This window comes from Lysinibacillus sp. PWR01, from assembly GCF_043359455.1.
Taxonomy (GTDB): Bacteria; Bacillota; Bacilli; order Bacillales_A; family Planococcaceae; genus Lysinibacillus; species Lysinibacillus fusiformis_F.
This window is the reverse complement of sequence record NZ_JBHERJ010000031.1, coordinates 44320-68927: the sequence shown is the minus strand read 5'-3', so window position 1 is coordinate 68927 and position 24608 is coordinate 44320. Positions and strand designations below refer to the sequence as shown.

The 24608-nt window shown below is 39.5% G+C and carries 20 protein-coding genes and 1 riboswitch; of the genes, 14 read left to right on the top strand and 6 right to left on the bottom strand.

Going from position 1 to position 24608, the window contains the following annotated elements:
* Nucleotides 1-49: 49 nt before the first annotated feature.
* From ACEVFT_RS04200 to ACEVFT_RS04135, 14 genes are all read left to right on the top strand, one after another.
* Nucleotides 50-811: a 3-hydroxybutyrate dehydrogenase gene (locus ACEVFT_RS04200; RefSeq protein ID WP_205441557.1), complete on the top strand. Its 762-nt coding sequence runs from the start codon at nucleotides 50-52 to the stop codon at nucleotides 809-811.
* Between the two features lie 15 nt (nucleotides 812-826).
* Nucleotides 827-2011 (top strand): iron-containing alcohol dehydrogenase, encoded by a 1185-nt coding sequence (locus tag ACEVFT_RS04195; protein WP_393948263.1) that lies wholly within the window; start codon nucleotides 827-829, stop codon nucleotides 2009-2011.
* A gap of 640 nt (nucleotides 2012-2651) precedes the next feature.
* Nucleotides 2652-3419 carry a 2,4-dienoyl-CoA reductase gene (fadH, locus tag ACEVFT_RS04190; protein ID WP_342533992.1) on the top strand — a complete coding sequence of 256 codons (768 nt, stop codon included), beginning with the start codon at nucleotides 2652-2654 and terminating at the stop codon, nucleotides 3417-3419.
* A 63-nt stretch (nucleotides 3420-3482) separates the two neighbouring features.
* Complete coding sequence (locus ACEVFT_RS04185) at nucleotides 3483-3722, top strand: hypothetical protein (RefSeq protein ID WP_048391979.1); 240 nt, start codon at nucleotides 3483-3485, stop codon at nucleotides 3720-3722.
* A 197-nt stretch (nucleotides 3723-3919) separates the two neighbouring features.
* Nucleotides 3920-4360 (top strand): cyclic-di-AMP-binding protein CbpB, encoded by a 441-nt coding sequence (cbpB, locus tag ACEVFT_RS04180; protein ID WP_205441563.1) that lies wholly within the window; start codon nucleotides 3920-3922, stop codon nucleotides 4358-4360.
* Nucleotides 4361-4428: 68 nt separating this feature from the next.
* On the top strand, nucleotides 4429-5316 hold the full coding sequence (locus ACEVFT_RS04175) for a transcriptional regulator CcpC (RefSeq protein WP_205447275.1): 888 nt from the start codon (nucleotides 4429-4431) through the stop codon (nucleotides 5314-5316).
* Nucleotides 5317-5477: 161 nt separating this feature from the next.
* Nucleotides 5478-7871 (top strand): hypothetical protein, encoded by a 2394-nt coding sequence (locus ACEVFT_RS04170; protein ID WP_393948261.1) that lies wholly within the window; start codon nucleotides 5478-5480, stop codon nucleotides 7869-7871.
* The gene (locus ACEVFT_RS04165; protein WP_205441567.1) at nucleotides 7871-8806 is read left to right on the top strand and encodes an ABC transporter ATP-binding protein; all 936 of its coding nucleotides are present in this window, start codon (nucleotides 7871-7873) and stop codon (nucleotides 8804-8806) included. The genes ACEVFT_RS04170 and ACEVFT_RS04165 overlap by 1 nt, the downstream gene beginning before the upstream one ends.
* Nucleotides 8803-9648, top strand: coding sequence for an ABC transporter permease (locus tag ACEVFT_RS04160; RefSeq protein WP_342533996.1), 846 nt, complete (start codon nucleotides 8803-8805; stop codon nucleotides 9646-9648). Before ACEVFT_RS04165 ends, ACEVFT_RS04160 begins: the two co-directional genes overlap by 4 nt.
* Nucleotides 9649-9660: 12 nt before the next feature.
* Nucleotides 9661-11088: a hypothetical protein gene (locus ACEVFT_RS04155; RefSeq protein ID WP_393948258.1), complete on the top strand. Its 1428-nt coding sequence runs from the start codon at nucleotides 9661-9663 to the stop codon at nucleotides 11086-11088.
* An 11-nt stretch (nucleotides 11089-11099) separates the two neighbouring features.
* Nucleotides 11100-12095, top strand: coding sequence for an AAA family ATPase (locus ACEVFT_RS04150; RefSeq protein WP_205441573.1), 996 nt, complete (start codon nucleotides 11100-11102; stop codon nucleotides 12093-12095).
* The gene (locus ACEVFT_RS04145; protein ID WP_393948256.1) at nucleotides 12092-12967 is read left to right on the top strand and encodes a DUF58 domain-containing protein; all 876 of its coding nucleotides are present in this window, start codon (nucleotides 12092-12094) and stop codon (nucleotides 12965-12967) included. The genes ACEVFT_RS04150 and ACEVFT_RS04145 overlap by 4 nt, the downstream gene beginning before the upstream one ends.
* A gap of 11 nt (nucleotides 12968-12978) precedes the next feature.
* Nucleotides 12979-14724 carry a vWA domain-containing protein gene (locus tag ACEVFT_RS04140; RefSeq protein WP_393948254.1) on the top strand — a complete coding sequence of 582 codons (1746 nt, stop codon included), beginning with the start codon at nucleotides 12979-12981 and terminating at the stop codon, nucleotides 14722-14724.
* A complete protein-coding gene (locus tag ACEVFT_RS04135; protein WP_393948252.1) occupies nucleotides 14708-17305 on the top strand; it encodes a VWA domain-containing protein in 2598 nt (865 codons plus the stop codon). The genes ACEVFT_RS04140 and ACEVFT_RS04135 overlap by 17 nt, the downstream gene beginning before the upstream one ends.
* Before the next feature lie 944 nt (nucleotides 17306-18249).
* Here the strand turns inward: ACEVFT_RS04135 and thiW are convergent.
* The 6 genes from thiW to ACEVFT_RS04105 form a co-directional block, all read right to left on the bottom strand.
* The gene (thiW, locus tag ACEVFT_RS04130; RefSeq protein WP_393948251.1) at nucleotides 18250-18750 is read right to left on the bottom strand and encodes an energy coupling factor transporter S component ThiW; all 501 of its coding nucleotides are present in this window, start codon (nucleotides 18748-18750) and stop codon (nucleotides 18250-18252) included.
* A 94-nt stretch (nucleotides 18751-18844) separates the two neighbouring features.
* Nucleotides 18845-18952: riboswitch (TPP riboswitch) on the bottom strand.
* Nucleotides 18953-19018: 66 nt separating this feature from the next.
* The gene (locus ACEVFT_RS04125) at nucleotides 19019-20215 is read right to left on the bottom strand and encodes an MFS transporter (RefSeq protein WP_393948248.1); all 1197 of its coding nucleotides are present in this window, start codon (nucleotides 20213-20215) and stop codon (nucleotides 19019-19021) included.
* 622 nt (nucleotides 20216-20837) lie between these two features.
* Nucleotides 20838-21911, bottom strand: a complete 1074-nt coding sequence (locus ACEVFT_RS04120) for an ABC transporter substrate-binding protein (RefSeq protein WP_205441591.1) — start codon at nucleotides 21909-21911, stop codon at nucleotides 20838-20840.
* A complete protein-coding gene (locus ACEVFT_RS04115; RefSeq protein WP_205441593.1) occupies nucleotides 21908-22705 on the bottom strand; it encodes an ABC transporter permease in 798 nt (265 codons plus the stop codon). The genes ACEVFT_RS04120 and ACEVFT_RS04115 overlap by 4 nt, the downstream gene beginning before the upstream one ends.
* A complete protein-coding gene (locus tag ACEVFT_RS04110; RefSeq protein ID WP_393948244.1) occupies nucleotides 22702-23511 on the bottom strand; it encodes an ABC transporter permease in 810 nt (269 codons plus the stop codon). The genes ACEVFT_RS04115 and ACEVFT_RS04110 overlap by 4 nt, the downstream gene beginning before the upstream one ends.
* Complete coding sequence (locus tag ACEVFT_RS04105; protein WP_393948242.1) at nucleotides 23501-24607, bottom strand: ABC transporter ATP-binding protein; 1107 nt, start codon at nucleotides 24605-24607, stop codon at nucleotides 23501-23503. Before ACEVFT_RS04105 ends, ACEVFT_RS04110 begins: the two co-directional genes overlap by 11 nt.
* Between the last annotated feature and the right edge of the window lies 1 nt (nucleotide 24608).

Sequence of the window (24608 nt, the reverse complement as noted above, 5' to 3'; positions counted from 1 at the left end):
GCTGTAGAGACATACAGCTCTTTTTCTAAAAAAGAGGGAGGGATGTAGTATGCAAGGAAAAACGGTTTTTATTACAGGGGCAGCTCGTGGTATCGGCCTTGCCATGGCACAAGCATTTGCTGAGCAAGGAGCTAATGTAGTGATTACGGATAAAAATGAACAGCTTTTAGAGGAAGCTGTCTCACAAAACCCCTCTTTAACTTCCTTTATATGTGATGTGACAGAAGAACAAGCCATACGAGAAGCCATTGATTTTACTATTAAAAAATTCTCAACATTAGATATTTTAATCAATAATGCAGGATTTCAACATGTATCGCTTATTGAGGATTTTAAGACAGAAATTTTTGAGGCTATGCAAAAAGTAATGGTGGTTGCCCCATTTGTGGCGATGAAGTATGCGTTACCACATATGAAGAAAAATCAATTTGGTCGTATTATCAATATGGCATCCATCAATGGCATCATTGGCTTTGCTGGTAAGGCTGGTTACAATGCAGCAAAGCATGGTGTAATTGGACTTACCAAGGTAACCGCACTTGAGGTGGCCACGGATGGAATCACGGTTAATGCCATCTGTCCGGGGTATGTTGATACGGAATTAGTACGTAATCAGTTTATGGATTTAGCAAAAACACGAGGTATTCAAGTGGAGGAAGTACTTGAACAAGTGTTATATCCACTTGTACCACAAAAACGTTTACTTGATGTCTCGGAAATTACAGGGCTTGCATTATATTTAGCAAGTGATGTAGCAAAGGGGTTAACCGGTCAAGCCATTCTATTAGATGGTGGCTATACAGCTCAATAGCTTAGGAGGGAAAATATGATTCAAACAAAAACCATCTTTACCGTTCATTCACCAGGAACGATTGTGTATGGTCGTGATTCATTTGAAGAAGTAGGAGAGTATGCAAAAAAACTAGGCTCCAAGGCATTAATTATTAGTGACCCAATCATGGACGGCTTAGGCTTTGTCAAGCAATGCTATGCGCTGTTAAAGACCCAAGGGATGGAAGTCGTTTCATATTTAGGGGTGACAACAGAGCCAGTTGATACGTATGTAGCAGAGGGCTTGCAGCTTTTGCAGAAAGAAAACTGTGATGTCATTATATCTGTTGGTGGTGGTAGCTGTATTGATACGGCAAAGGCGATTGCAGTAGTGGCTACAAACGGCGGCTACATAGGAGATTATATGAAAATGGCAAAGGTTGCAGCTTATTCGCCAATTCCACACATTGCGATACCAACGACAGCGGGTACAGGCTCTGAAGCAACAGATGCAACTGTTATTACCAATACAAAAAGTGATGTAAAAATGATGATTAAGCAACCAGCTTTTATGCCAACTATTGCGATTGTGGATCCTATTTTAACCATTACTTCACCTCCTGCAATTACTGCAGCAACAGGAATAGATGCATTGAGCCATGCCATTGAGAGCTATTTATCGCGCTTAGCTCACCCCTATTCGAATGTGCTGGCCTTATCTGCCATGGAATTAATCGTTAATAACATGATAAAGGTTTATGAACATGGAGATGATGTTGATGCGAGGGAAGCCATGTCATTAGGTTCGATGCAGGCAGGGCTGTCATTTTCAAATGCTTCTGTTGCCCTCGTACATGGAATGTCGCGTCCGATTGGTGCACTTTTCCACGTACCACATGGCATCTCCAATGCGATGCTTTTACCAGCTGTACTAGACTATTCAAAAGAAGCTTGTATAGATCGATTAGCAGATTTAGGACAGTTTTTTAATAAAACAAAAGAAAGTTTATCACAAGAAGAGCTTGCTCAGCTTGCCATTACGTCCATTAAAGAAATGTGTAAGCATATGAAGATTGGCAATTTAAAGCAATGGGGCATAGAGGAGCATGCTTATTATCAGGCCATACCTAAAATGGCTGAGGATGCTCTTGCAAGTGGTAGCCCTGGGAATAATCCGAAGATACCAACCAAAGAAGAATTAATGGAGCTATACAAAATCGCCTATACGTATGAGTTTTAATAATATAAGAGAGCTATTCAAACTAATGGATAGCTCTCTCTATGTTGTTGAAAAAAGATCATGTCACTAGTAGAAAAAGGCCTTTTGGCAAGGCGAGGGGTTGATTTCCGTTCCGCCAGCGTCCTTTCCAGGGGGCGTCCGATGAGCCGCTTCACTCACTTACGCTAGCTCCAGAGTCTCCTCTGTGACGCTAGCTCCACTCCAATCAACCATTCTGCAAAAGTGTCTTTTCCTCTTTCATACTAGCAGTAGGGAACAAAATAGCCCATTATTTGTATGATTAGAGAGGGGATAGACTCTTATTTTCAATGTGAAGAATGATTAGTCACAACAACTATCAATAAAATGAGTAGTGGACACTTTCAATTTATATGTGTGGATTAATGCGGAAGGCTGCTTGACGCTCGCCCACAGGAAAGCAAGTAGCCTGCAACAGAAATCCATTTTCACCTTTCACAAAAACTCTATTGATGGTTTTGTTTTTCAACACTATGTAGGGAGCTGTTCAAACTAATGAATAGCTCTCTTATATTTTTTTAGAAAATAAACTAGCAATCTATAGAATTAATATGACATATTCGAGAATATATAGTAAAATTTTAGTGAATCATCATTCATTTTTAACAAAGGGGGAAATGGAATGTTGCAAGGGAAGACTATTATTATTACGGGTGGATCAAGTGGCATGGGGCTGTATATGGCTAAGCAATTCGTCACTGAGGGAGCTAATGTTGTCATAACGGGACGTAACGAAGAACGATTAGCAGAGGCAAAGAAATTTATAGCGGAGGCTGGTCCCTCTATCGAGACATTCCAAATGGATGTACGCGTACCTGAGCATGCTGAAGCTATGCTCGCATTTGCTGTAGAAAAATTTGGTCAAGTGGATGGGCTTGTGAATAATGCTGCAGGTAACTTTATTGTACGTGCAGAAGATTTATCACCGAATGGCTGGAAGGCTGTCGTGGATATTGTATTAAATGGTACATTCTACTGTTCTTCAGTAGTCGGCAAGTATTGGATTGAGCAAAAAATCAAGGGGTCTATATTAAATATGGTGGCGACTTATGCTTGGAATGCAGGCGCTGGTGTGATCCATTCTGCTGCGGCCAAAGCGGGGGTACTATCATTGACAAGAACGCTAGCTGTCGAGTGGGGAAAACAGTATGGAATTCGCGTTAATGCGATTGCACCAGGTCCAATCGAGCGTACTGGTGGAGCCGATAAGCTTTGGGAATCAGAAGCAGCGGCAGCTCGTACACTAGATTCTGTTCCGCTAGGTCGTATAGGAACACCGGAAGAAATTGCTGATTTAGCTACGTTTATGATGTCTAACAAAGCAAGTTATATGAATGGAGAATGTGTGACATTGGATGGTGGGCAGTGGCTCAATCAATATCCATTCTAAAAATGTTTGCATAACAGAGAGCTGGGTTGACGCATACTAAGGGTAAAGAAAGGAGTTTTGCCAATGGGTATGTGGTTAATACCAGCAATTATTGCCATTGTGATCATTTCTGCTATTTCGTTTGTCTATACGCTAAAAATAGCCAAAATGACTTCTGAACGGAAATCTGAAAATGATACCCCGATTTCAGAAACAGTTGAAGAGTATGCAACGATGTTGAACCCAATTGTTTGGGTCTATGCAATTTTTTTGCTTTTTTTAGGAATCATGATTTTTTATTACTGGAGTAAGGCTGGCTATTAGATAGGAACCATCTTCATTCAGTCATGAAAAGCTTGACTGAATGAAGATATACTAAGTTTTTGCTGTATGGGCTAAAATAATTCATTGTTCATGAAAAACTCTTCTCGGCCTGGTCATGGTCATACATAGAAAAGTTGTGATATGATGAAAGGGAAGGACTGTTCTACACAGTGAGGACAGAAAAGGAGAAGAAGTTCATGATTTCAACTAACAGCAAAGACTTATTAGCAATGCCAATTAGTGAGTTTATCATTTCCTCTGAAAAAGTTGCACATGTACAAATTGGAAATAGTGCGGAACATGCACTCCTTGTACTAACACGTACAGGGTACTCGTCCATACCTGTATTAGATTTGAAATATCGACTTCAAGGTTTACTAAGCATGAAAATGATTACCGAATCGATTCTTGGACTTGAGCATATAGAATATGAAAAGCTACCTGATATTAAGGTTGACACTATTATGGAAAAAGAGATCGCTGTATTAAAGCTGACGGATACTTTCCAGCGTGCTTTGGATTTAGTCATTAACCACGCTTTTTTATGTGTAGTGGACGAAGATGGTACATTTGCAGGGATATTAACAAGACGTGTTATTTTGAAGCAATTGAAAAAATATATTTATCAAAAAGAGTAGTAGCTTAAGAGGGAACTCAGATGAAAATCATGAGGCCCTCTTTGCTTGTATTGGAGGTTTATTGTTTGATGGCAACAGAGGCAGAAATTTTAAAAATTTTAGCTGAAGAACGTAATATGCGGAAAGCAGCAGAACGTCTATTTTTATCCCAACCAGCCCTTTCACAACGATTGCAAACGATTGAAAAAGACTGGGGTGCACAGTTATTTATTCGCTCACAGAAAGGTCTTACAGCAACACCCGCTGGCGAACAGGTGATAGCCTATGCAAAGGAAATGCTGGCTAAAAAGGAAGAGATTTTTGAAACCATACAATCCTTAACAACAAAAGTAAATGGGACATTGAAAATTGCCTGTGCATCGATCGTTGGTCAAAACTGGCTACCAAAAATCTTGAAGGATTTTGTAGCAAAATATCCTGAGGCTAAAATATCCCTGATGACGGGCTGGAGTTCTGAAATTGTGAAAGCACTTTATGAGGGCGAGGCACATGTAGGCATTGTACGAGGCCAGGTTGACTGGAAAGGAGAAAAGATCCACCTTTTCAGAGATACTCTATATTTAGTGGACAAAGAGGTTAAAACAATTGAAGATGTGTTAAAGACAGACCGTCCATTTATTCAATATAAGAGTGATTCCAACTATTATCAAGAAATTCAACAATGGTGGCAGCAGCATTTTGCTTCAAATCCTAGAAAACAAATTTTAGTGGATCAAATTGAAATTTGTAAGCAAATGGCTTTAAATGGTATCGGTTATGCGATCTTACCTTCTATTACGTTAAATGACCACGACGGCATTCATAAAATACCTCTGACAAATAATGAAAAGGAATTTGGACTTACACGTGATACTTGGCTAATTGGCTACGAATCCTCCTTTGAATTGAGACAGGTAGAGGCTTTTGTTGAAGTGGTGCAGGATCATGCACGGTGTTTGTTTGATTATACTAAATAGAAAATCAGGCAGCTCCAGGTTGTTTTGGAGTTGCCTTTTTGCATTGTAGAATTCTTAAGAGTTTATGAATATTCATGAAGATATCATAAGAAATGGAACAAAATGCAATCTAAATCGTATAATTATGTAACCATCTATTTACATAAAAAGGGGTTGAGCTTTTGAAAAAGACAAAATGGACGGCACTGACCTTACTAGTTATGCTTGTAATGAGCTTTATCTTGCCTACAACACAGGCGAGCGCTGCTGCTACGCTAGAGGTCAAAGCAACAGCAGGTATTTCAGGAAAAGCGAAATATCAATCAGTAGTGCCACTACAAGTTACAGTGAAAAATAATGGGGCTGACTTTTCTGGAGATATGGCGATCAATTCAGCCAACTCTTATGAGGCTGCTTCAGCACTCGTCGTTCCAATTGATATAGCAGCAGGAGAGGAAAAGACATTTACTTTCTATCTAAATGGTTTAGCTGACTATAGTTATTCGGACACAGATTTATTTGCCTTTTATGAGGGAAACATTGAAAAAGGAAAAAAGATTGCCTATAAAGGAACAAAGCGTCTGCAATCAAATTTTTTAGATCCCTCATCAACATTCATTTATACATTAACAGATAAAAGTGATCGACTTTCAGCGCTATTACGTTTATCAACATTTGTAGCTCAAAGCAATGTGGAAGTATTCAATATCAATCAATTAAAAGATTATACACTTCCAGAAGATTCACAAGGACTTGCTATGGCCAATGTTATTGTTGTAGATGAAGTGGCGATTGCTGATTTAACACAGAAACAACAAGAAGTATTACTTAAATGGGTACAAGATGGTGGTACCTTACTTCTAGGTGCTGCTGACCAAATCGATGCAACTGCAGGTATTTTTAAAGAATATTTACCTTTGTCATTATCACAAGAAATGACTTCGATTTCTGCAGAAGCTTTAACTAAACTGTCAGGAGGCGGCATTTTTACTCAGCCGATTTCGATTTACTCAGCTACTAGTAGTGAAGGAAGTTTACCTGTATTAACAGAAAATAATGCAGTGTTAGCAGCAAAGAAAAAAGTAGGTAGCGGGGAAGTTATTCAAACAACCTTCTCTTTAGGTGATCAACCACTCGCTTCTATGGATGGCTATGCAGCACTTTTAGCTAAAGTGATCAATATTCAAAGTATTTCACAGCAAGGAATGATGAGACAGGGGCAATCTCCTCTCGATCAAATCTCTTATGAACTTCGTAACATTAACGAATTATTTCCATCATTCGAAGTATCTGTGAGCTATATGCTAATTGTCATTATTCTTTATATTTTAATTATCGGGCCAATGCTTTATTTTGTCTTGAAAAAAGCGGACAAGCGTGAGCATGCATGGTGGATTATTCCGTCCATCTCTGTTGTCCTTTCCATTGTTCTCTTTATTGTCGGAGCGAAGGATCGTATTGTTCAGCCACAAGTGCAACAATCTGCATTCTATAAAGTAAATGAAGATAGTAGTGTAAATGGCTATTATGTAGAGTCCATTCTAACGAATCGCAGTGGGGATTTTGTAGTCAATGCTGATCAAAATACAACTGCCGTTGCATTAAGAAATTACAATAATTTCACAGGCACGATGGGGCCATTACATGAATCTTCCTATATAAAAGAAAACGCTAGCGGTTCAACGCTAACATTACGTGATTTAAGCTACTGGTCTGTGCAGTCCTTTGGTGGAAAAACATCAGCACAAAATATTGGCAAGATGGATATAGATATAACACTGAAAAATGAAAAACTAACAGGAACAGTTAAAAATAATTTCCCGTTCGCATTAAAAGATGTCACATTAATCTCTGGTGTGAAAGAAGTAAAACTGGGTGATATTGAAGCAAACGGAACATTACAGGTCAATAAGGAACTGAAAACAACGGTTCTTCAAAAACCATCTATTTTCAATAATTATAATTATAGTTACCCATCGAAAAAGGATGAGGTAGACCCAATGCGTATTGAACGAATGAAAACATTAGCATTGCCGCTTGTAGAAAATGATAAACAGCCAATACTTACTGCTTGGACAGATCAAGCAATTGTAGGGGTTGAATTAGAAACAAGTGCCAATATGTCACCGATTACGATGCTTGTTCAGCCATTTAAAGGAAAAGTAGAGCTATCTGGTCCATTTACAATGAAGCGCAATAACTTCTCGTATACAGTAGAGCCACTATCAGCAAATGGGTATTATGAAAAGATCGAGGAAGAATTGAACAAATGGTACCTATCTGAAGGGTTGTATGAAGTAACGATGGCCATGCCAGATCAATTTATGGATGTTATTAAATCATTTAATGAGCTGACAATTTCTAATAAGGATGTCGCACGTATGCAGCTTTCCATTTGGAATAATGAAACGAATGTATATGAGCCATTGGTTGATACAAAGCAAGTGTTTACTGATAAAATTTCAACTTACTTTAATCAAGAAGGAGAGCTTCGCATTGAATTAAAGTATGGTCCCGATCCATCAGGGGAACAAACGAAGTTACCAGACATAGAGCTGAAAGGAGTGGCAAAATAATGATTGAAATTCGTGATTTAACGAAACGGTATGGCTCCTTTACAGCACTAGATCATTTAAACTTATCTTTAGAAGAAGGCGTTGTATTTGGATTTGTTGGCGCCAATGGAGCAGGTAAATCAACAACCTTCTCTATTTTAGCTACGCTATTGTCACCGACTTCAGGTGATGCTCTAATAAATGGCAAAAGTGTAGTGAAGGAACCAAAAGAAGTTCGTAAGCAAATTGGTTATATGCCCGATTTCTTTGGTGTATATGATCAGTTAAAAGTAGATGAATATTTAGATTTTTATGGAGCGAGCTACGGTATCCAATTAGCAGAGCGTCAAGTGTTAATTCCACAACTATTAGAACTAGTGAATTTAACAAATAAACGCTACGAATATGTTGATTTATTATCACGTGGTATGAAGCAACGTTTATGTTTAGCCCGTGCACTTATCCATGATCCAAAGGTTTTAATTCTAGATGAGCCAGCATCAGGACTAGATCCACGGGCTCGTGTGGAAATGCGAGATATTTTACGGAATTTAAAGTCCATGGGAAAAACAATTTTAATCTCGTCGCATATTTTGCCAGAACTTGCTGAGATGTGTGATGAAATCGGTGTTATTGATAATGGTAAATTAATTGCGCATGGCAATGTAGCTGCGATTCAGGCTCAGCTACAGGGAGAAAAGCGTATTGTATTGAAAGTGACAGATCAACTGGATGCAGTACGTGCATTTTTAGAGGAAGATCCTCAAATTTCATCTCTTGATGTCATCGACAATCGATTAGAAATAGCCTTTAATTATCGAGGAACAGATGTAGAGCAGGTGGCATTGCTGAAAAAGGCGATGCTTGCCGATTTACCGATTTATGCTTTAAGTGAAGAAGAGAAGGATTTAGAGGATGTCTTTATGGCGATTACGAAGGGAGCGGACAATCAATGATGGAAAGATTTTATAATCCAGTACTTGTAAAAGAATTGAAGTTACGCTTCCGTTCTTTTAAAAGCTTTTCAGGTTTAATGTTTTATTTAGCAGTACTGTGTATTTTCATTGCAGGGTTTTTATTGCTTACAACTGAATTTACTGGCAGAGGCTTCTTTAGACCAGAGACAAGCTTTATGATGTTTGCTGTGCTAACCATTTTACAAATGGCATTAGTTCTTTTCATTACACCAAGTTTGACTGCAGGTGCCATTAGCAGTGAGCGCGAAAAGCAAACATTAAATATTTTATTAACAACGACACAAAGTTCTACACAAATTGTTGTTGGAAAATTACTATCTTCTGTAGCATTTCTAGTATTGATGCTGGTAGCGGGATTGCCACTATATAGCTTAGTGTTTCTATTCGGTGGTGTGTCGCCTTCACAGCTTATTTCTATATTTTTATTTTATTTAGTCACTGTAGTAGCCATTGGTAGCATAGGCGTGATGTTCTCCACAATTACAAAAAGAACCATTGTTGCCATGATTGCCACATATGGCTCAATTATTTTCTTGGGTGGTATTACAGCATTCTTCTTCTTTTTAACAATGGCCTTTCATCAAATGGGCAACACCATTGGAACAGGTACCTCCTTTATGACCTATTTCTGGGCGTCTATTAATCCAGGTGCTTTGATGCTGACACTTATTTCTCCGGAAATGGGAGATGCGCTTAGCGAACTTTCAGGCGTGAAATTACCTGTTTGGATTACCTATTTAATAGCGTATATCTTGATTATTGTTTTATGCCTAACAATCGCCATTAAAAAATTACGTGCCAACATGAAAAGTAATCGATGAGGAGGAATAGTTATGGAGCGTCGTAAGCAATTACGAAAATATATTCAGCGTGCAAAATCGAGATTAACTCTTGAAAGAAGCATTCCCATTGCACAATACGGTTTGTTTTTGGCATTGCTTTCGAGTGCTTCTCTCGTACTTATTTCTCGACTATTTGTTTGGCCCTATTATCGCCAAATAGCGTTAGGAGTTTTCATTACTGTTATTGTTGCAACCATTGCTTATATATGGTGGAAACGAGTCAACGAGAAAGAGGCTTTGCACACACTCGATCATTATTTTTCACATAATGAATTAGTGACAGCATTATCATTTAAAGATGATCAGGATCCTCTTGTTCAATCACTATTATCGAAAGCTATGCAAAATGCTGAAAAAGCTTTTGTAGATTTCAAGGCTCGAAAGAAAAATCTATTTCGCCCTCAGGCATTTATTGGACTATTTAGCACAACAGTTGTACTAGCCATTCTTTATATGTTCCCAGCAGCTACACAAATCGAAGCAATAGAGGTTGAAAAGGAGCAGGCTGTAATTGAAGATATGAAGAAGGAAGTTGCTGAACTAGAGAAAAAGGCTGAAACAAAAGAAGTAAAGGAGCAATTGCAAGAACTTCAAAATACTTTAAAAGAGGCTGAAACAGCAGAAGAAGCTTTACGGGAAGTTGTGAAGAAGCAAAAGGAATTAGCTCTAAAGGAGCAGCAATTAAAAGACAAGCAAACGGCTAGCCAAGATGGAGCTGCCGAGGGACAAGGCTTGTCGAAGGAAGAATTTGAGCAGCTAGAAGAGCTTGCCCAAATGCAGCAAGGGCTCACAGAAAATGCAAATGCCACACAAACCGCTATGAGTAAACTTGGTAAACCAGCGAGTAACTCCTTACAAAATGCGATTGCCAGTGCCAATAATGCAAGCAGTCACAATCAAAACAATCAACAGTCATCTGGTAATGCCCAGCCAAGCAATCAACAAGGTCAGTCTAGTCAGAATAATGCTCAAAACGGTTCTCAACAACAAAATGGTAATAACCAGGGACAAGGACAAGGGCAGGGTCAAGGACAGGGACAAGGACAAGGACAAGGACAGGGACAAGGACAGGGTCAAGGACAAGGGCAGGGTCAAGGTCAAGGACAAGGCCAAGGCCAAGGACAGGGCCAGGGTGGTCAAGGAGCAGGGAGTGGCCAAGGCAGTCGGAATTTGTTAACGACACCGAATCGAATTGGTGGGTCAAGTGAGACATCCGTAGATGGTGGTGCATTAGGAGATGGTTCTCATGTATCCGAGCAACAAGGAAATGGCCCGATAACAAAGGGTTCTATTCGACCTTATGAGGAAGTAATTGGCTCTTATAAAGACAGCTATTTAGAGAGTTCAGAGCGTTTGCAATTACCGAAGGATTTACAAAATGTCGTGCAATCTTATTTCACGTCAATTGAGTCGCAGTAGGAGGAAAAAAAATGGCCTTTACGGAGCAACAGTATGTAGATATGAGCACGAAATTACAACAAGTTAAAGAAGAAATTCATCGCTTCATTGTCGGACAGGAAGAAGCAATTGATTATACCTTATATGCAGTATTAGCGGATGGTCATGCATTGTTAGAAGGTTTACCTGGTTTAGGAAAAACGATGTTAATTCGGACGATTTCAGAGGTACTGGATCTGTCGTTTTCACGTATTCAATTTACACCAGATCTTATGCCAGCCGATATAACAGGAACGAGCATGATTGAACGTACACCCGATGGGAAGCAGCAATTTACGTTTCAACCTGGGCCAATTTTTAGCCAAATGGTATTGGCTGATGAGATAAATCGTGCAACACCGAAAACACAAAGTGCCTTGTTGGAAGCAATGGGAGAAAAAACGGTAACGATATTAGGGGATACGAAAAAAATGGCGAAACCATTTTTCGTGTTGGCAACACAAAACCCGATCGAAATGGAAGGAACATACCCATTACCAGAAGCACAAATGGACCGTTTCCTTTGTAAAATTCTTGTACCCTATCCTGAAAAAAGTGAACTAATGGAAATTATGAAGCGAACGACAGGTGCTCAGGAAATTGGTTTACAGAAGCAGATGGATACGGAGGCACTTATTGAAGCTCAGCAAATGGTGAAAGAAGTGATGGTTGCTGATGAAATGCTGGAGTATGCAACGGATTTAGTGGTGGCTACGCATCCTGAAAGAGCTGATGCACTTGATGAGGTTAAACAATATGCAATGTATGGCAGTGGCCCACGTGGCTTGCAGAGCTTAATCAAATTAGCAAAGGCGAGAGCTCTAATGAATGGACGTTTCCATGTTTCTGTAGCGGATATTAAGTCTGTTGCAAAGCCCGTTTTACGTCATCGGATGCTGTTGAATTATGAAGGGGAGGCTTCAGGAAAAACAGCAGATGATGTGATTGATGTTATTTTAGAAAAGGTTCAGCAAGGTGTTGGCAAGTGACAGCCAAATACTTATTGCCCGAAGACTGGTTAGCAAAAATCAGTCGCTTTCAAGTAGCGACGGCCTCCAAACTACGCGGGCAACATAAGGGCTCGCATCGTTCACAACGCTTCGGGGCCTCCCTTGATTTCTCGGATTTTCGAGAATACCATTTAGGAGATGATGTACGCCAAGTAGATTGGAACGTCTTTGCTCGTACAGATAAATACTTTATTAAAAGGTTTTTAGACGAGCAAGAGATGCGTGTACATATTTTACTAGATGCTACCAAATCAATGGGGGATCATGCTAAGTGGCTATTTGCTCGTCAAATCGTAGCCTCCCTCGGTTTAATGGTATTAGGTCGAGATGACCGTTTATCCTTTTCTATTGTTCAAGATGAAGTGAAACCACCCTTTAGACGGAAAGGTGCCATGTATCGCCGAGCTTTTTTGCAGGTAGTAACAGATATAGAGGAAGCTAATTACTCTAATCGTTTTGTCCAGAGTGCACTAAAAGCTTTGCCTAAAGATAGTACCGTATTATTCATCGTAACAGATGGATTAGAGCCAATTGAGGAATGGGAACAGCTATTGAAAAGGCTACCACGCTATGCTGGGGATGTTCGCATTTTGCAAATTGTGACGCAAGAAGAGCTGTCACCAAATTATTCGGGTGATGTACGCCTGCTTGACCGTGAAACAGGTAATGATGTGAATGTGACGATGTCCTCTAAAGTACTAGAGACCTATCATGCAAGACGCGTATTACATGAAGAAGAATTTGAAGCCATTTGCCGTCGCTTTGGTGTTCGAAAATTACAATTGAAAGTGGAAGATGGATTGCAACATGCAATTTTCCAGCAATTATTAAAAGCACATTGGATTAGGTGAGGTGAGCCGTATTGGGCTTTAGTCAAATTATATTTAGCTGGACGGCCATCATCCCGGTCATTGTCCTACTCTATTATTTCTTTCGAAAAAAATATACAGAGCAAACTGTTTCTTCGACACTTTTTTGGTCGGAGATTATGCAGGAAACGCGTGTATCGCCCTATTTAAAGCATTTACAAAAAAATGCCCTACTATATTTACAGCTACTAGCGTTGCTACTACTTGTATTGGCACTGATGAATCCATATGTAAAGAAATCAACCATTGTGGGTGCACAAACCATATTTATTGTAGATACTTCAGCTACAATGTTGGCAGGCAAGAGTCAATCAACCTTTGACACACATAAACAGGAAATGTTGACCTTGATGGATGAGCTGAATGGTCGACCTGTTACATTGATTACAACTGGTGCCGCTCCAAAAGCTGTTTTACAGCAAGAAACAAACATGAATGAAATAAAAAAAGCTATTCAAGATTTACAAGTAGCCTATGAAACAGCTGAAATGAATAAGGCACTGGATGTAGCACAGGCATTTGTGGGTGATACACCAACTTCTATCTATGTTTTTACAGATACACTTGATAAAAAACAATTACCGATGGACAAGGATTCTGTGAAATGGCTAGTAAGAGGGGCTGCAAAAGACTTAACAAATATCGCTATTACACGCTTTGCTGCTACGACAGATGGACAAGTTACGCTGGCACTTGTACAACTCCATAATGATACAAATACAGAGCAAAAGGTAACACTAGCATTGCAAAATGCAGAGGGCGAGGAGCTGGTAGCAGAAAGTGTCGTTGTGCCTCCAAATGAAGCCATTACGAAAACATTCAAAGATTTGCCTTTAGCAAAATCGATGACAGCTACTATTGATGCAAAAGATGATTATGCTGTAGACAATCAACAAACCGTTTTACTACAAACAACTACTTCTAAAATTGCTGTTGATCAAGGTATGCATCAATTGATACAAAAAGGTTTTCAAACGGTCAGTAATGGGGTGAAAATCGTTCCGTCATTACAAGTAGCTGACAATCAGGATGCTACAGTAATCACAAACCAAACAGCCTTATTGGAAAAGATGGAAAAACCCCTTGTATTATTTGGTCGTGACGATGCAGAAAAAGTAGAAGCAAATGGCTTGGTAAGCACTAGAAGTGATGCATTGTTTGCTTTTAGCGAACTAAAGGATGTTTATGTTAGTGCTGTTTATCCAGGCTTTGCGGACTATGAAACGATTGCTTCTGTTGGAGAAGAGCCGTTCATCCAACGCTCCCCTAAAGGAGATATCGTTGTTTTAGCGGATATTGCCGATACAGATTGGCCATTACATCCATCATTCCCGCTATTTCTATGGAGTACTGAGCAGCAGCTAACAGAAACAGTTGGTTCACTTGGGATTTTTTCACCGAATGAACAGCGTGCAGTAGCTTTAGCGCAAGGAGAGTGGAATGTTTATTCGCAAGAAGACGAGTTTCTTTCGACTGTTACGAAGGGCATGCTAACTGCACCAAAACAACCAGGCATTTATATGGTACGTTCAAATAATGAAGAAAAACAATTGATTGTGCAATTGCAAGCCCAAGAACGCGTTATTGAACAAGGAACAAGCTTTACATTAGGTGATATCTCAGATAATGGGAAAGAAGAAGTATCGATGACCTCTTTCGTACCTTGGCTAATTGTGATTATTTTATTATTAATTGTTTCAGAGTGGGAGGTGCAACGACGTCGTGGATTTACGAATTGATATGCCATTAGTATTGTTGCTACTCCTTCCATTGTTCTTGTATTTTGGATGGACTTATTTTCGTGAACGGCAGCGACTCAAAAAAAGTCATATTGTTGTACTTGCTATTCGCATAGTAGCAGTAAGTTGTTTAGTTTTTGCACTTGCAGGACCATATCTATTATTACCAATAAAAGAAGAACAAATCGTCTATTTAGTTGACCGTTCTGCTTCCATGAATGGCACAGAAGATGAAATGGTTCAGTTTATCCAGGAGAGCCTACAATCAAAAAAAGAACCACAGCTTGCAGGCATTTATTCATTTTCCTCCACTTTACAAACAGAAGCCATTTTGTCTAAAACATTAAAGGAAGTACCAAAACTTACAGAAATTAAAGCAACCGATCAAACAAATATTGAACAAAGTCTCCAGCTTGCAGCAGGTATTATCGATCCGAAAAAAGCAACTCGTCTTGTGCTATTAACAGATGGTAATGAGACAAAAGGCGATGCTTTAGAATTTGCCACGAAGCTGAAAGGCTCCAATATTAGTGTGGATGTTATACCTTTTAGTCAACCAGTTGTCAATGATGTGTCACTAAAAAGCTTTGTATCCCCTCAGGTTGCTTATGTGGGAGAGCAGCAACAATTAGTGACGGAAATTCATGCAACGACTGCAGGCCAAGGAGAGCTGTTATTATATGAAAATGATGAGCTTATTCATCGAGAGGCAGTTGAGCTGACTGAAGGCACGAATGTGTTTACCTATAAACATGCAGCGACAGCTGAAGGACTTGTAAAATATGAGGCAGTTGTTCAAGTTGGTCAGGATGCTATTTTTGAAAACAATAAGTTAACTAGTGTCACAATGGTGCAAAGTGAACCACATTTACTAATCGTTAATGGTTATGAAACAGCTTCACCTATCGCAGCAGCACTTGGCAGTCAATCTATTGCCTATGATGTTGTCAATCCTCAAAGTCTACCAAATGAACTGTCCAGCTATTTGCAGTATAATGCTATTATTTTCGACAATGTGCCAGGTCATTTAGTCGGTGAGGCAAAAATGAGTGTTATTGAGCAAGCAGTCAAAAACTTTGGTGTTGGTTTTACCATGGTTGGAGGAGAAAATAGTTTTGGTCTAGGCGGCTATTTTAAAACACCGATTGCAACCTTATTGCCAGTGGAAATGGAAATTAAGGGCAAAGAGCAATTACCTTCCTTAGGGTTAGTGATTGTACTTGACCGTTCTGGTAGTATGCAAGGCTCGAAGCTAGAGCTTGCTAAAGAAGCAGCAGCACGTTCTGTTGAGATGTTGCGAGATGAGGATACATTAGGATTTATTGTCTTTGATGATCGTCCTTGGGAGATTATAGAGACAGGACCTCTTAGCAGTAAAGAAGAGGCAGTGGATACTATTTTATCCGTAACACCTGGTGGTGGAACAGAAATCTACAGTTCATTAGCTAAAGCCTATGAAAATTTAGCTGATTTAAAACTGCAACGTAAGCATATTATTCTCTTAACAGATGGGCAATCACAGTCAGGGAATTACGAGGATCTAATTGCTGAAGGAAAAGAAAACGGTATAACCTTATCGACAGTAGCGATTGGACAAGATGCCGATGCGAACTTATTAGAAGCGCTTAGTGATATGGGCAGTGGACGTTTCTATGATGTCATAGATGAGCAAACGATTCCTTCTATTTTATCTCGTGAAACAGCTATGATTTCTCGCACTTACATTGAGGATAATCCATTCTATCCCGCGATTTATAATGCAGCAGGATGGAATTCGCTGTTTGCCAATGGTGTCCCACAAATGAATGCTTACATTGGTACAACCGCAAAACAGGGGACTACTGTTGTGGCAGAAAGCGAGAAGGAAGATCCTGTGTTAGCGCAGTGGCAATATGGTCTCGGTAAAACTTTTGCCTTTACATCTGATTCAACGGGTAAATGGACAGGAGATTGGGCAAGATGGCAGGATTGGGGAACATTCTGGCAAACACTTATTTCACAAATGCTACCAAGCTATAATGATGTGGCCTATGATGTAAGATTGGAAGTAGATGGTTCCTTTATGATTACCGACCCTACAAATGAAGCTGCATTTTTAGATATTGTAGCAGTTAATGAGGCTGGGGAAGAGCTAGAAACACAACTTGAAACCATTTCGGCCTCCCAAGTTCGAGCTGTAGTACAAGCCGAACCTGGATTAATATTCTTCCGTGTAGCAGATGAAAAGCAGGCCATTTATCAAGCAGGACTAAGTGTTCCTTATAGTGCCGAATACGAACTACTTCCTGTCAATGATCAACTGATAGAAGAGTTAACTCAACAAACAGGAGGCACGGTTTTAAAGGAACCACAAGATGTATTCCGTGACTTTACAACAAAAGGAGCGGATCGACAAAATATTGCTACATGGCTTCTCTTAGCAAGTATGCTTTTATTCTTTATGGATATTACCATAAGACGTTTTGGTTGGAACTTCCTAACGAATGCGAAGAAGAAAGAGCCGCTGGTTGAGGAAAAACCTATACAGGCAGAAGACACAAATGTGGCACAGTTATTAAAAGGTATGAAAAAACGATCTTAAAATAGTGGAAGCAGTGCAAAATATTAGATTTTGCACTGCTTTTTTGTATTGTTTAAATAGAGAGTTGTCCCCTTTGTAGAGAGTGGCAAGATGATCTAAAAAGTGGGACCTTTGCTCATAAAGAGATAGAAAGCACTCTAAGTTGAGTCAATGCCGCTCGTAAGGAGAAGAAAGGTGCTCTAAGTTGGGTCGCAGTCGCTCGTAAGGAGAAGAAAAGCGCTCTAAGTAGAGTCCCTGCCGCTCCTAAAGAGTTGGAAACCGCTCTAAGTTGGGTCCCAGCAGCTAGTAAGGAGAAGAAAAGCGCTCTAAATTGAGTCGCAGCCGCTCCTAAGGAGATGGAAGGTGCTCTAAATAGAGTCGCAGCCGCTCCTAAAGAGTTGGAAACCGCTCTAAGTTGAGTCAATGCCGCTCATAAAGAGAAGAAAGGAGCTCTAAATTGAGCCGCAGCCGCTCCTAAGGAGATGGAAGGCGCTCTAAGTAGAGTCGCAGCCGCTCCTAAGGAGAAGAAAGGCGCTCTAAATTGAGTCAATGCCGCTCCTAAGGAGATAGAAAGCGCTCCAAGTTGAGCCGCAGCCGCTCCTAAGGAGGTGGAAGGTGCTCTAAGTAGAGTCGCAGCCGCTCCTAAAGAGTGGGAAGGCGCTCTAAGTTGAGCCGCAGCCGCTCGTAAGGAGAAGGAAGGCGCTCTAAGTAGAGTCGCAGCCGCTCCTAAGGAGGTGGAAGGCGCTCTAAGTTGAGCCGCAGCCGCTCATAAGGAGATAGAAAGGAGCTCTAAATTGAGTCGCAGCCGCTCCTAAGGAGAAGGAAAGCGCTCTAAATTGAGCCGCAGCCGCTCGTAAGGAGACAGAAAGCGCTCCAACCAAGGCCATCGCCGCTCATAGAAGGAAGAAAAGCGCTCCAATCTTGGCCACCTCCATCTCAATGAATGCTCATAATCCAAACCCCCCTCAATAAAGAGAAGAATTAAACCCCTTTACTAGCTCTGTTTTACGCAAGCTGCTAGCAACCATAACACCTAGAATGGCGCCGATTGTACTTGATGTTAAAAAGGCAGGTAGGAAGAAGAATGCTGCTACAGATGTTCCCATGAATAATTTTGCATAAGGTACGGCAATAAGTGAAGCAAGAATGCCAGTTCCCACAACTTCTCCGATGCCAGCTAACCACATTTTATTGCTATATTTATAGGCAAGGGCCGCACAGAACGCGCCAATGACACTACCAGGGATAGCTAATAGAGAGCCTGTTCCGGTAAGGATTCGAATGATGGCAGTGACAAAGGCAACTATTACTGTTGGTACGGGTCCAAGTATAATGGCTCCTATCACATTAATAGCATGCTGAACGGGGTAAGCACGTGCGATTCCTGTTGGGATAGATACGAAGGTAGAGCCTGCAACAGCAATAGCTACTAATAAAGCCATGACTGTTAATTTGCGAATTGACATAAAGTTCACTCCTTTTGATAAAGTTCGTGAGGAAAAATAAAAAGGCCGCCCCCTTTAAACAATAGGAAGCGGCCTTGCGTGTATATAGTGACAACAGCAAGTAGCGCCACTTCCCTCCGCTAGTGTGAACTAGATCAGGTTCAAAGGGTCCGTATATTACCATATACGTCTCAGCCTTTTAAAGACTCCCCTAGTGGTTAAAATCATTCAATTTCGTTGACCAACATTAATGTAACATACTGCTAAAAATAGTCAATGATTTTTCAGACTATTTTGTATCGGGATGCATTAAATGAGGTGCTTTTTTCAATGTCCAGATAAGTGCAAGGAAGAAGCAAGCTAATAATATGATCGATCCGAAAATATATGGACTATTCATATTCCAGTCGAATAATAAACCAGCCAAAGCGGGTCCAATCATATTACCAAGACTCATATAGGCATTATTCAAGCCCGCAGCGAATCCTTGTTCTTTCTCTGCAAGCTTCGAGATGAGTGTATTAACAGCTGGACGAATTAATGTCGTTGCTGTAGAGAAAATCGTTGCTACAACTAATATAAGGGCAAAGCCAGAAACAAATAATATGAAGAAAATAGCAACAGATGCAATAAATAAATTGACAAGCACTACCTTCATTTCACCGAAGCGATTGAATAGTGGTGTAATAATAAACATTTGTACAACTACCCCAAAAGCACCACCGACAACTAATATAATTGCTATGTCCACAGGTGTGTAATTAAACTTTTCTGTCACAAATAATGACAATGTCGTTTGGAAGTTTGCAATTCCGAATGAGAACACCAGCATAATGATAAGCATTACAAAATAAGGCATATGTATGGAACGAGCCATTTGCTTCGCCAGATTGTCTTGCTTTTGCTTCTTTTGTGCAGTGTTTGGTTTGGTAGATGGTAATAAAAAGTAAGATAAAATAGAAGCTAGGATGGCTGCAGCTCCAGCAGTGTAAAATGGAAAATGTAAGCTAACCTTTGCTAAGAAACCACCAATTCCTGGCCCTATCATAAAACCAAGAGACATGGCAGCACCCAACATTCCCATCCCTTTCCCGCGTTCTTCATAGGTTGTGACGTCAGCGACAAAAGCCATAATAGGAGGTACGACAAAAGCGGAACCTAGGCCACCTAAAAAGCGTGCTAAAAAGAGCATCCATACATCTGTAGCAAGGCCAAAACCGATTTGTGCAAGACCTGTCACGATGAGGCCGAAAATAATTAAATTTTTTCGACCGTACTGATCTGAAAGGTTCCCAGCAATAGGAGAAAATACGAATTGAGCTAAGGCGAACGTTGCAATTAGCATACCTAGAACTTGTCCTGCTGCACCAAATATTTTTAAATACTCCGGCATGACAGGAATAATAATGCCAATACTCCCCATTGCGATAAACATATTAAACATTAAAATATACAAAGCCGCCTTATTGGACTTCTGCTGGGTCATCGAATGAACCCCCTTTTTTTGTAATCAAATATAGTACAGTCTATCATAAAGAATTATTGCTTGGCTAATAGTTAAGATTGTAGAACTGGTTCTATATTTAGAATGGTTTTCCACAAAAGTTTTCGTCCGGGCATCTATGAATTGCGAAACAATCCATTTTTGTAATAAAAATGGATGAAAATGAAGCTGTAGAATGGGAGATGGAAAATTTTACAGCTCCAAAGTTGCAACAATAAGTAAAGCAACAACAATGGATGGACTTCGCTTATGAAGAGAGAATAAAAAAATTGTGAGTAAGTCTGTAATGACATAAAGGTTGGCTATAAATCCTAGCGATGATATAGCGGCATCAGAAATACTGAGTGAAGGTTATGTAATATAAAAGGTACACTTTCATGGCTTGTTTTTCGATAAAGCAATATAAAATTGTGCATGATAGATGACAATATCTAGATGCAAAGCTATTCCATAACAAATGATGTAGGAATCCTCGAAATCCAGATAAATTATTTTCTAAATATAATAATGCAAATAATCCATTGTAAAGGTTCTTATTTAATAGAAAGTTAGATAAGCAGAAAAAAACTAGCGAATGGGTGTGAAAACCAATTCGCTAGTTTAATTATCGAATACTCATTTTAAATTCTAAAAATAATTCATTGTATTTCCCTAAGTAATCTGGTCCTAAGTTTTTGTAGACCTCTAATGTATCGCGTTGTTCTTCAGAAGGATAGTAGCGTTCGTCAGAAACAACTTCTTCATCCATTAAGTCCATAGCTGCAATATTAGGTGTTGAGTAGCCTACAAAATCGGCATTTTGAGCACCAGATTCAGCACTTAGCATAAAATTGATAAAGGCATGGGCACCATCGATATTTTTCGATGTTTTGGGAATGACCATGTTATCAAACCATAAGTTTGAGCCTTCCTCAGGTACTGCAAAGTCTAGCTCTTCATTTTCATACATCATGTCTGCTGCTTGCCCAGACCACGTAAGGGCTACAGTCGCCTCATTATTGATCATTAATGGCGTAATTTCATCTCCAATGATTGCTTTCACATTTGGTGCGAGTGTGATTAATTTATCAGTAGCTTCACGTAGTTCTTGATCATCTAGTGAATTCAGAGAATGTCCAAGACTGTTTAAGCCCATCCCTATGACTTCACGAGCACCATCCACTAAAAACACTTTTCGTTTTAAGGAAGGGTCCCATAAATCGTCCCAAGAAGAGAAGTCTAAGTCTCCAACAAGGCTTGGATTGTAAACTATACCTACAGTTCCCCAAAAATAAGGGACAGAATATTTATTGTTATCATCGAATGGTAAATCTAAAAAGTAAGGATCAATATTTTTAAAATTAGGGATTTTCGTTTTATCTAAAGGAATCAATAAATTTTCTTCCTTCATTTTTTCAATCATATACTCAGAAGGCACAGCAATATCGTAAGCTGTTCCGCCTTGCTGAATCTTTGTCATCATGGCTTCATTGGAATCGAATGTTTCATAGATGACATGAATGCCTGTTTCTTTTTCAAATGCTTTTAACAAATCGGGATCAATATATTCTCCCCAGTTAAAGATGGTTAACGTGTCTTTTCCACTTTTACCGCCGCCTGCACTTAAGGCGTCAGCCGCATAGAATAAAAGGGCTGAAACAACAAGGATGGCGATGGTAGCTTGAATTAATGACTTCATCGTTGGCCCTCCATTCTTTTACTCGTACGACTTGTAATGAAATAATAACCAACAACAACTAAAACCGTAACAAAGAATACTAATCCAGAAATCGCATTCACCGTTAGAGAAATTCCTGCTCGGGCCATTGAATAGATTTCTACGGATAATGTACTGAAGCCATTACCTGTTACGAAGAACGTCACGGCAAAATCATCTAATGAATACGTAAGGGCAAGGAAGAAGCCTGCAAAAATGCCTGGCTGAATATAAGGAAGAATGACACGCATCATAACGTCCTTTTTCGTTGCCCCTAAATCTAATGCTGCATCGATTAATGAGTTATTCATTTCTAATAGTTTGGGTAAAACCATTAGTACAACAATCGGTACACTAAATGCGACATGAGCTAATAACACAGATGCAAAGCCCAGTTTAATGCCAACCATTGTAAATAAAATTAAGAAGCTTGCCCCGATGATAACGTCTGGACTGACGATTAAGACATTGTTTAAGGATAGTAAAGTATTACGCATTTTTGAATCCTTAACCGTCACAATACCAATTGCTCCTAGCGTACCAATAATAGTAGAAATGAGAGCAGAAAGTAATGCCACGATGACCGTATTTATTAATATAACAAGAAGACGTGAATCTTCGAAAACGGCTTGATAATGCTCTAAAGTAAAGGATTCAAAATGATTCATGGAACCGCCACTATTGAACGAGTAAAAGATTAAATAGAGGATTGGTGCATAGAGAACGATAAAGACAATTGTTAAATAAACTTTGGCTGATGCAGATAGTTTGTTCATCGTACGCGACCTCCTTTATCCTTTTGTCCCGTAATTAGCATAATAATCACCATGAATAAAATTAAGAATACAGCAATAGTGGAACCCATACCCCAGTTTTGTGTCACAAGGAATTGTTGTTCAATCGCTGTACCTAGAGTAATGACACGGTTCCCCGCAATTAAGCGAGTAATCATGAACAGGGATAGTGCTGGAATAAAGACAACTTGAATACCAGACTTAACGCCATCCATTGTCAAGGGTAAAACAACGCGACGGAAGGTTGTAAAAGCCGAAGCACCTAAATCACGTGCTGCATAAATGAGCGTTGGGTTTAATCGATCTAAAGAATTGAAAATCGGTAAAATCATAAATGGAATAAAAATATAGACCGATACAAAAACAAAGCTAATATCAGTAAAGAGCATTTGCTTTGGATCGAAGCCAAATACTTCCCTAAATGCATTAATTGGGCCGTATAGCCCAAAGATGCCGATAAAGGCATATGTTTTTAATAAAAGATTAATCCATGAAGGAATAATAATAAGCAGAAGCCAAAGTTGTTTATGTTTTGTCTTCGTTAAGAAATAGGCAGTTGGATATGAAATTAATAATGTAAAGAATGTAATTAAAAACGCATACCAAAACGAGCTCAAGGTCATTTTTAAGTAAACAGAAGAAAAGAATCCTTTATAGTTATCGAGCGTAAAGTTGCCATGTAAATCAAGTAGGGAATAATAAACAACGAGTGCAATCGGCGCGATAACGAAAAAGGCAATCCATAACACATATGGAAATAACGCTGATTTCGATGTTTTAGTTTGCATCTTCATCGTCTCCATACGATTCTAATCGTTTATCAAACTCTTCCTCTGTTTCGTTTAAGCGCATTACATGAATCGCCTCAGGATCAAAGTCCAAGCCAATTTCAGTCCCTACTTCTGCTTTCTTCAATGAATGGACTAACCACTCATTACCATCTTTATCGTATGTTGATAATTCATAATGTACGCCTCGGAATAATTGTGTATCCACTTTTACCACAAGTTTTCCTTTATCAACCGTTGTCATTTCTAAATCTTCTGGTCGAATGACAATGTCTATTTTTTCATTTAGCTTCATCCCTTGGTCGACACATTCAAAAACCTTGCCAGCAAATTCAACCTTGAAATCCTCAATCATTACACCAGGTACAATATTGGATTCACCTATAAAGTCAGCAACGAAGCGGTTAATCGGTTCATCATAAATATCCACCGGTGTACCTGATTGCTGAATTTGTCCTTCACTTAAGACAAAAATTTCGTCACTCATCGCAAGTGCTTCTTCTTGATCATGTGTAACAAAGACAAAAGTTTTGCCAAGACGTTGCTGTAGTTCACGAAGCTCATATTGCATTTCTGTACGTAGCTTTAAGTCTAAAGCTGAAAGTGGCTCATCCAGTAAAATTACTTCAGGATCATTGACAATGGCACGTGCAATCGCCACACGTTGTCGTTGTCCACCAGACATTTCAGATATTTCACGGTTACCATAGCCTGCCAAATTGACAAACTTTAAGGCTTCAGCCACACGCTCTTTAATGTCCTTTTCAGGGAGCTTCTTAATGCGTAGACCAAATGCGACATTTTCAAAAACATTTAAATGAGGGAACAGCGCATAATCCTGAAAAACAGTATTAACCTGACGTTCATTGGCAGGAACTGCATTAATCTTTTTATCATGGAAAAATATATCTCCTGTTGTAGGTTCCGTAAATCCTGCAATAATTCGTAAAATGGTTGTTTTACCACAACCTGATGGACCAAGGAGTGTGTAAAATTTCCCTTTTTCAAGCTCCAAATTGATATTTTTTAAAACGACGGTACCGTCACTATATGACTTTGAAACATTTTCAAAGCGGATAATTGAATTTGTTGTCATG

What these genes read in the sequence shown, in the direction of transcription:
- ACEVFT_RS04105 (WP_393948242.1), bottom strand. Translation starts at nt 24,607, where the DNA reads ATGACAACAAATTCAATTATCCGCTTTGAAAATGTTTCAAAGTCATAT.
- ACEVFT_RS04165 (WP_205441567.1), top strand. Translation starts at nt 7,871, where the DNA reads ATGATTGAAATTCGTGATTTAACGAAACGGTATGGCTCCTTTACAGCA.
- ACEVFT_RS04185 (WP_048391979.1), top strand. Translation starts at nt 3,483, where the DNA reads ATGGGTATGTGGTTAATACCAGCAATTATTGCCATTGTGATCATTTCT.
- fadH (WP_342533992.1), top strand. Translation starts at nt 2,652, where the DNA reads ATGTTGCAAGGGAAGACTATTATTATTACGGGTGGATCAAGTGGCATG.
- ACEVFT_RS04200 (WP_205441557.1), top strand. Translation starts at nt 50, where the DNA reads ATGCAAGGAAAAACGGTTTTTATTACAGGGGCAGCTCGTGGTATCGGC.
- thiW (WP_393948251.1), bottom strand. Translation starts at nt 18,750, where the DNA reads ATGTCAATTCGCAAATTAACAGTCATGGCTTTATTAGTAGCTATTGCT.
- ACEVFT_RS04120 (WP_205441591.1), bottom strand. Translation starts at nt 21,911, where the DNA reads ATGAAGTCATTAATTCAAGCTACCATCGCCATCCTTGTTGTTTCAGCC.
- ACEVFT_RS04155 (WP_393948258.1), top strand. Translation starts at nt 9,661, where the DNA reads ATGGAGCGTCGTAAGCAATTACGAAAATATATTCAGCGTGCAAAATCG.
- ACEVFT_RS04115 (WP_205441593.1), bottom strand. Translation starts at nt 22,705, where the DNA reads ATGAACAAACTATCTGCATCAGCCAAAGTTTATTTAACAATTGTCTTT.
- ACEVFT_RS04150 (WP_205441573.1), top strand. Translation starts at nt 11,100, where the DNA reads ATGGCCTTTACGGAGCAACAGTATGTAGATATGAGCACGAAATTACAA.
- ACEVFT_RS04175 (WP_205447275.1), top strand. Translation starts at nt 4,429, where the DNA reads ATGGCAACAGAGGCAGAAATTTTAAAAATTTTAGCTGAAGAACGTAAT.
- ACEVFT_RS04160 (WP_342533996.1), top strand. Translation starts at nt 8,803, where the DNA reads ATGATGGAAAGATTTTATAATCCAGTACTTGTAAAAGAATTGAAGTTA.
- ACEVFT_RS04195 (WP_393948263.1), top strand. Translation starts at nt 827, where the DNA reads ATGATTCAAACAAAAACCATCTTTACCGTTCATTCACCAGGAACGATT.
- ACEVFT_RS04125 (WP_393948248.1), bottom strand. Translation starts at nt 20,215, where the DNA reads ATGACCCAGCAGAAGTCCAATAAGGCGGCTTTGTATATTTTAATGTTT.
- ACEVFT_RS04110 (WP_393948244.1), bottom strand. Translation starts at nt 23,511, where the DNA reads ATGCAAACTAAAACATCGAAATCAGCGTTATTTCCATATGTGTTATGG.
- cbpB (WP_205441563.1), top strand. Translation starts at nt 3,920, where the DNA reads ATGATTTCAACTAACAGCAAAGACTTATTAGCAATGCCAATTAGTGAG.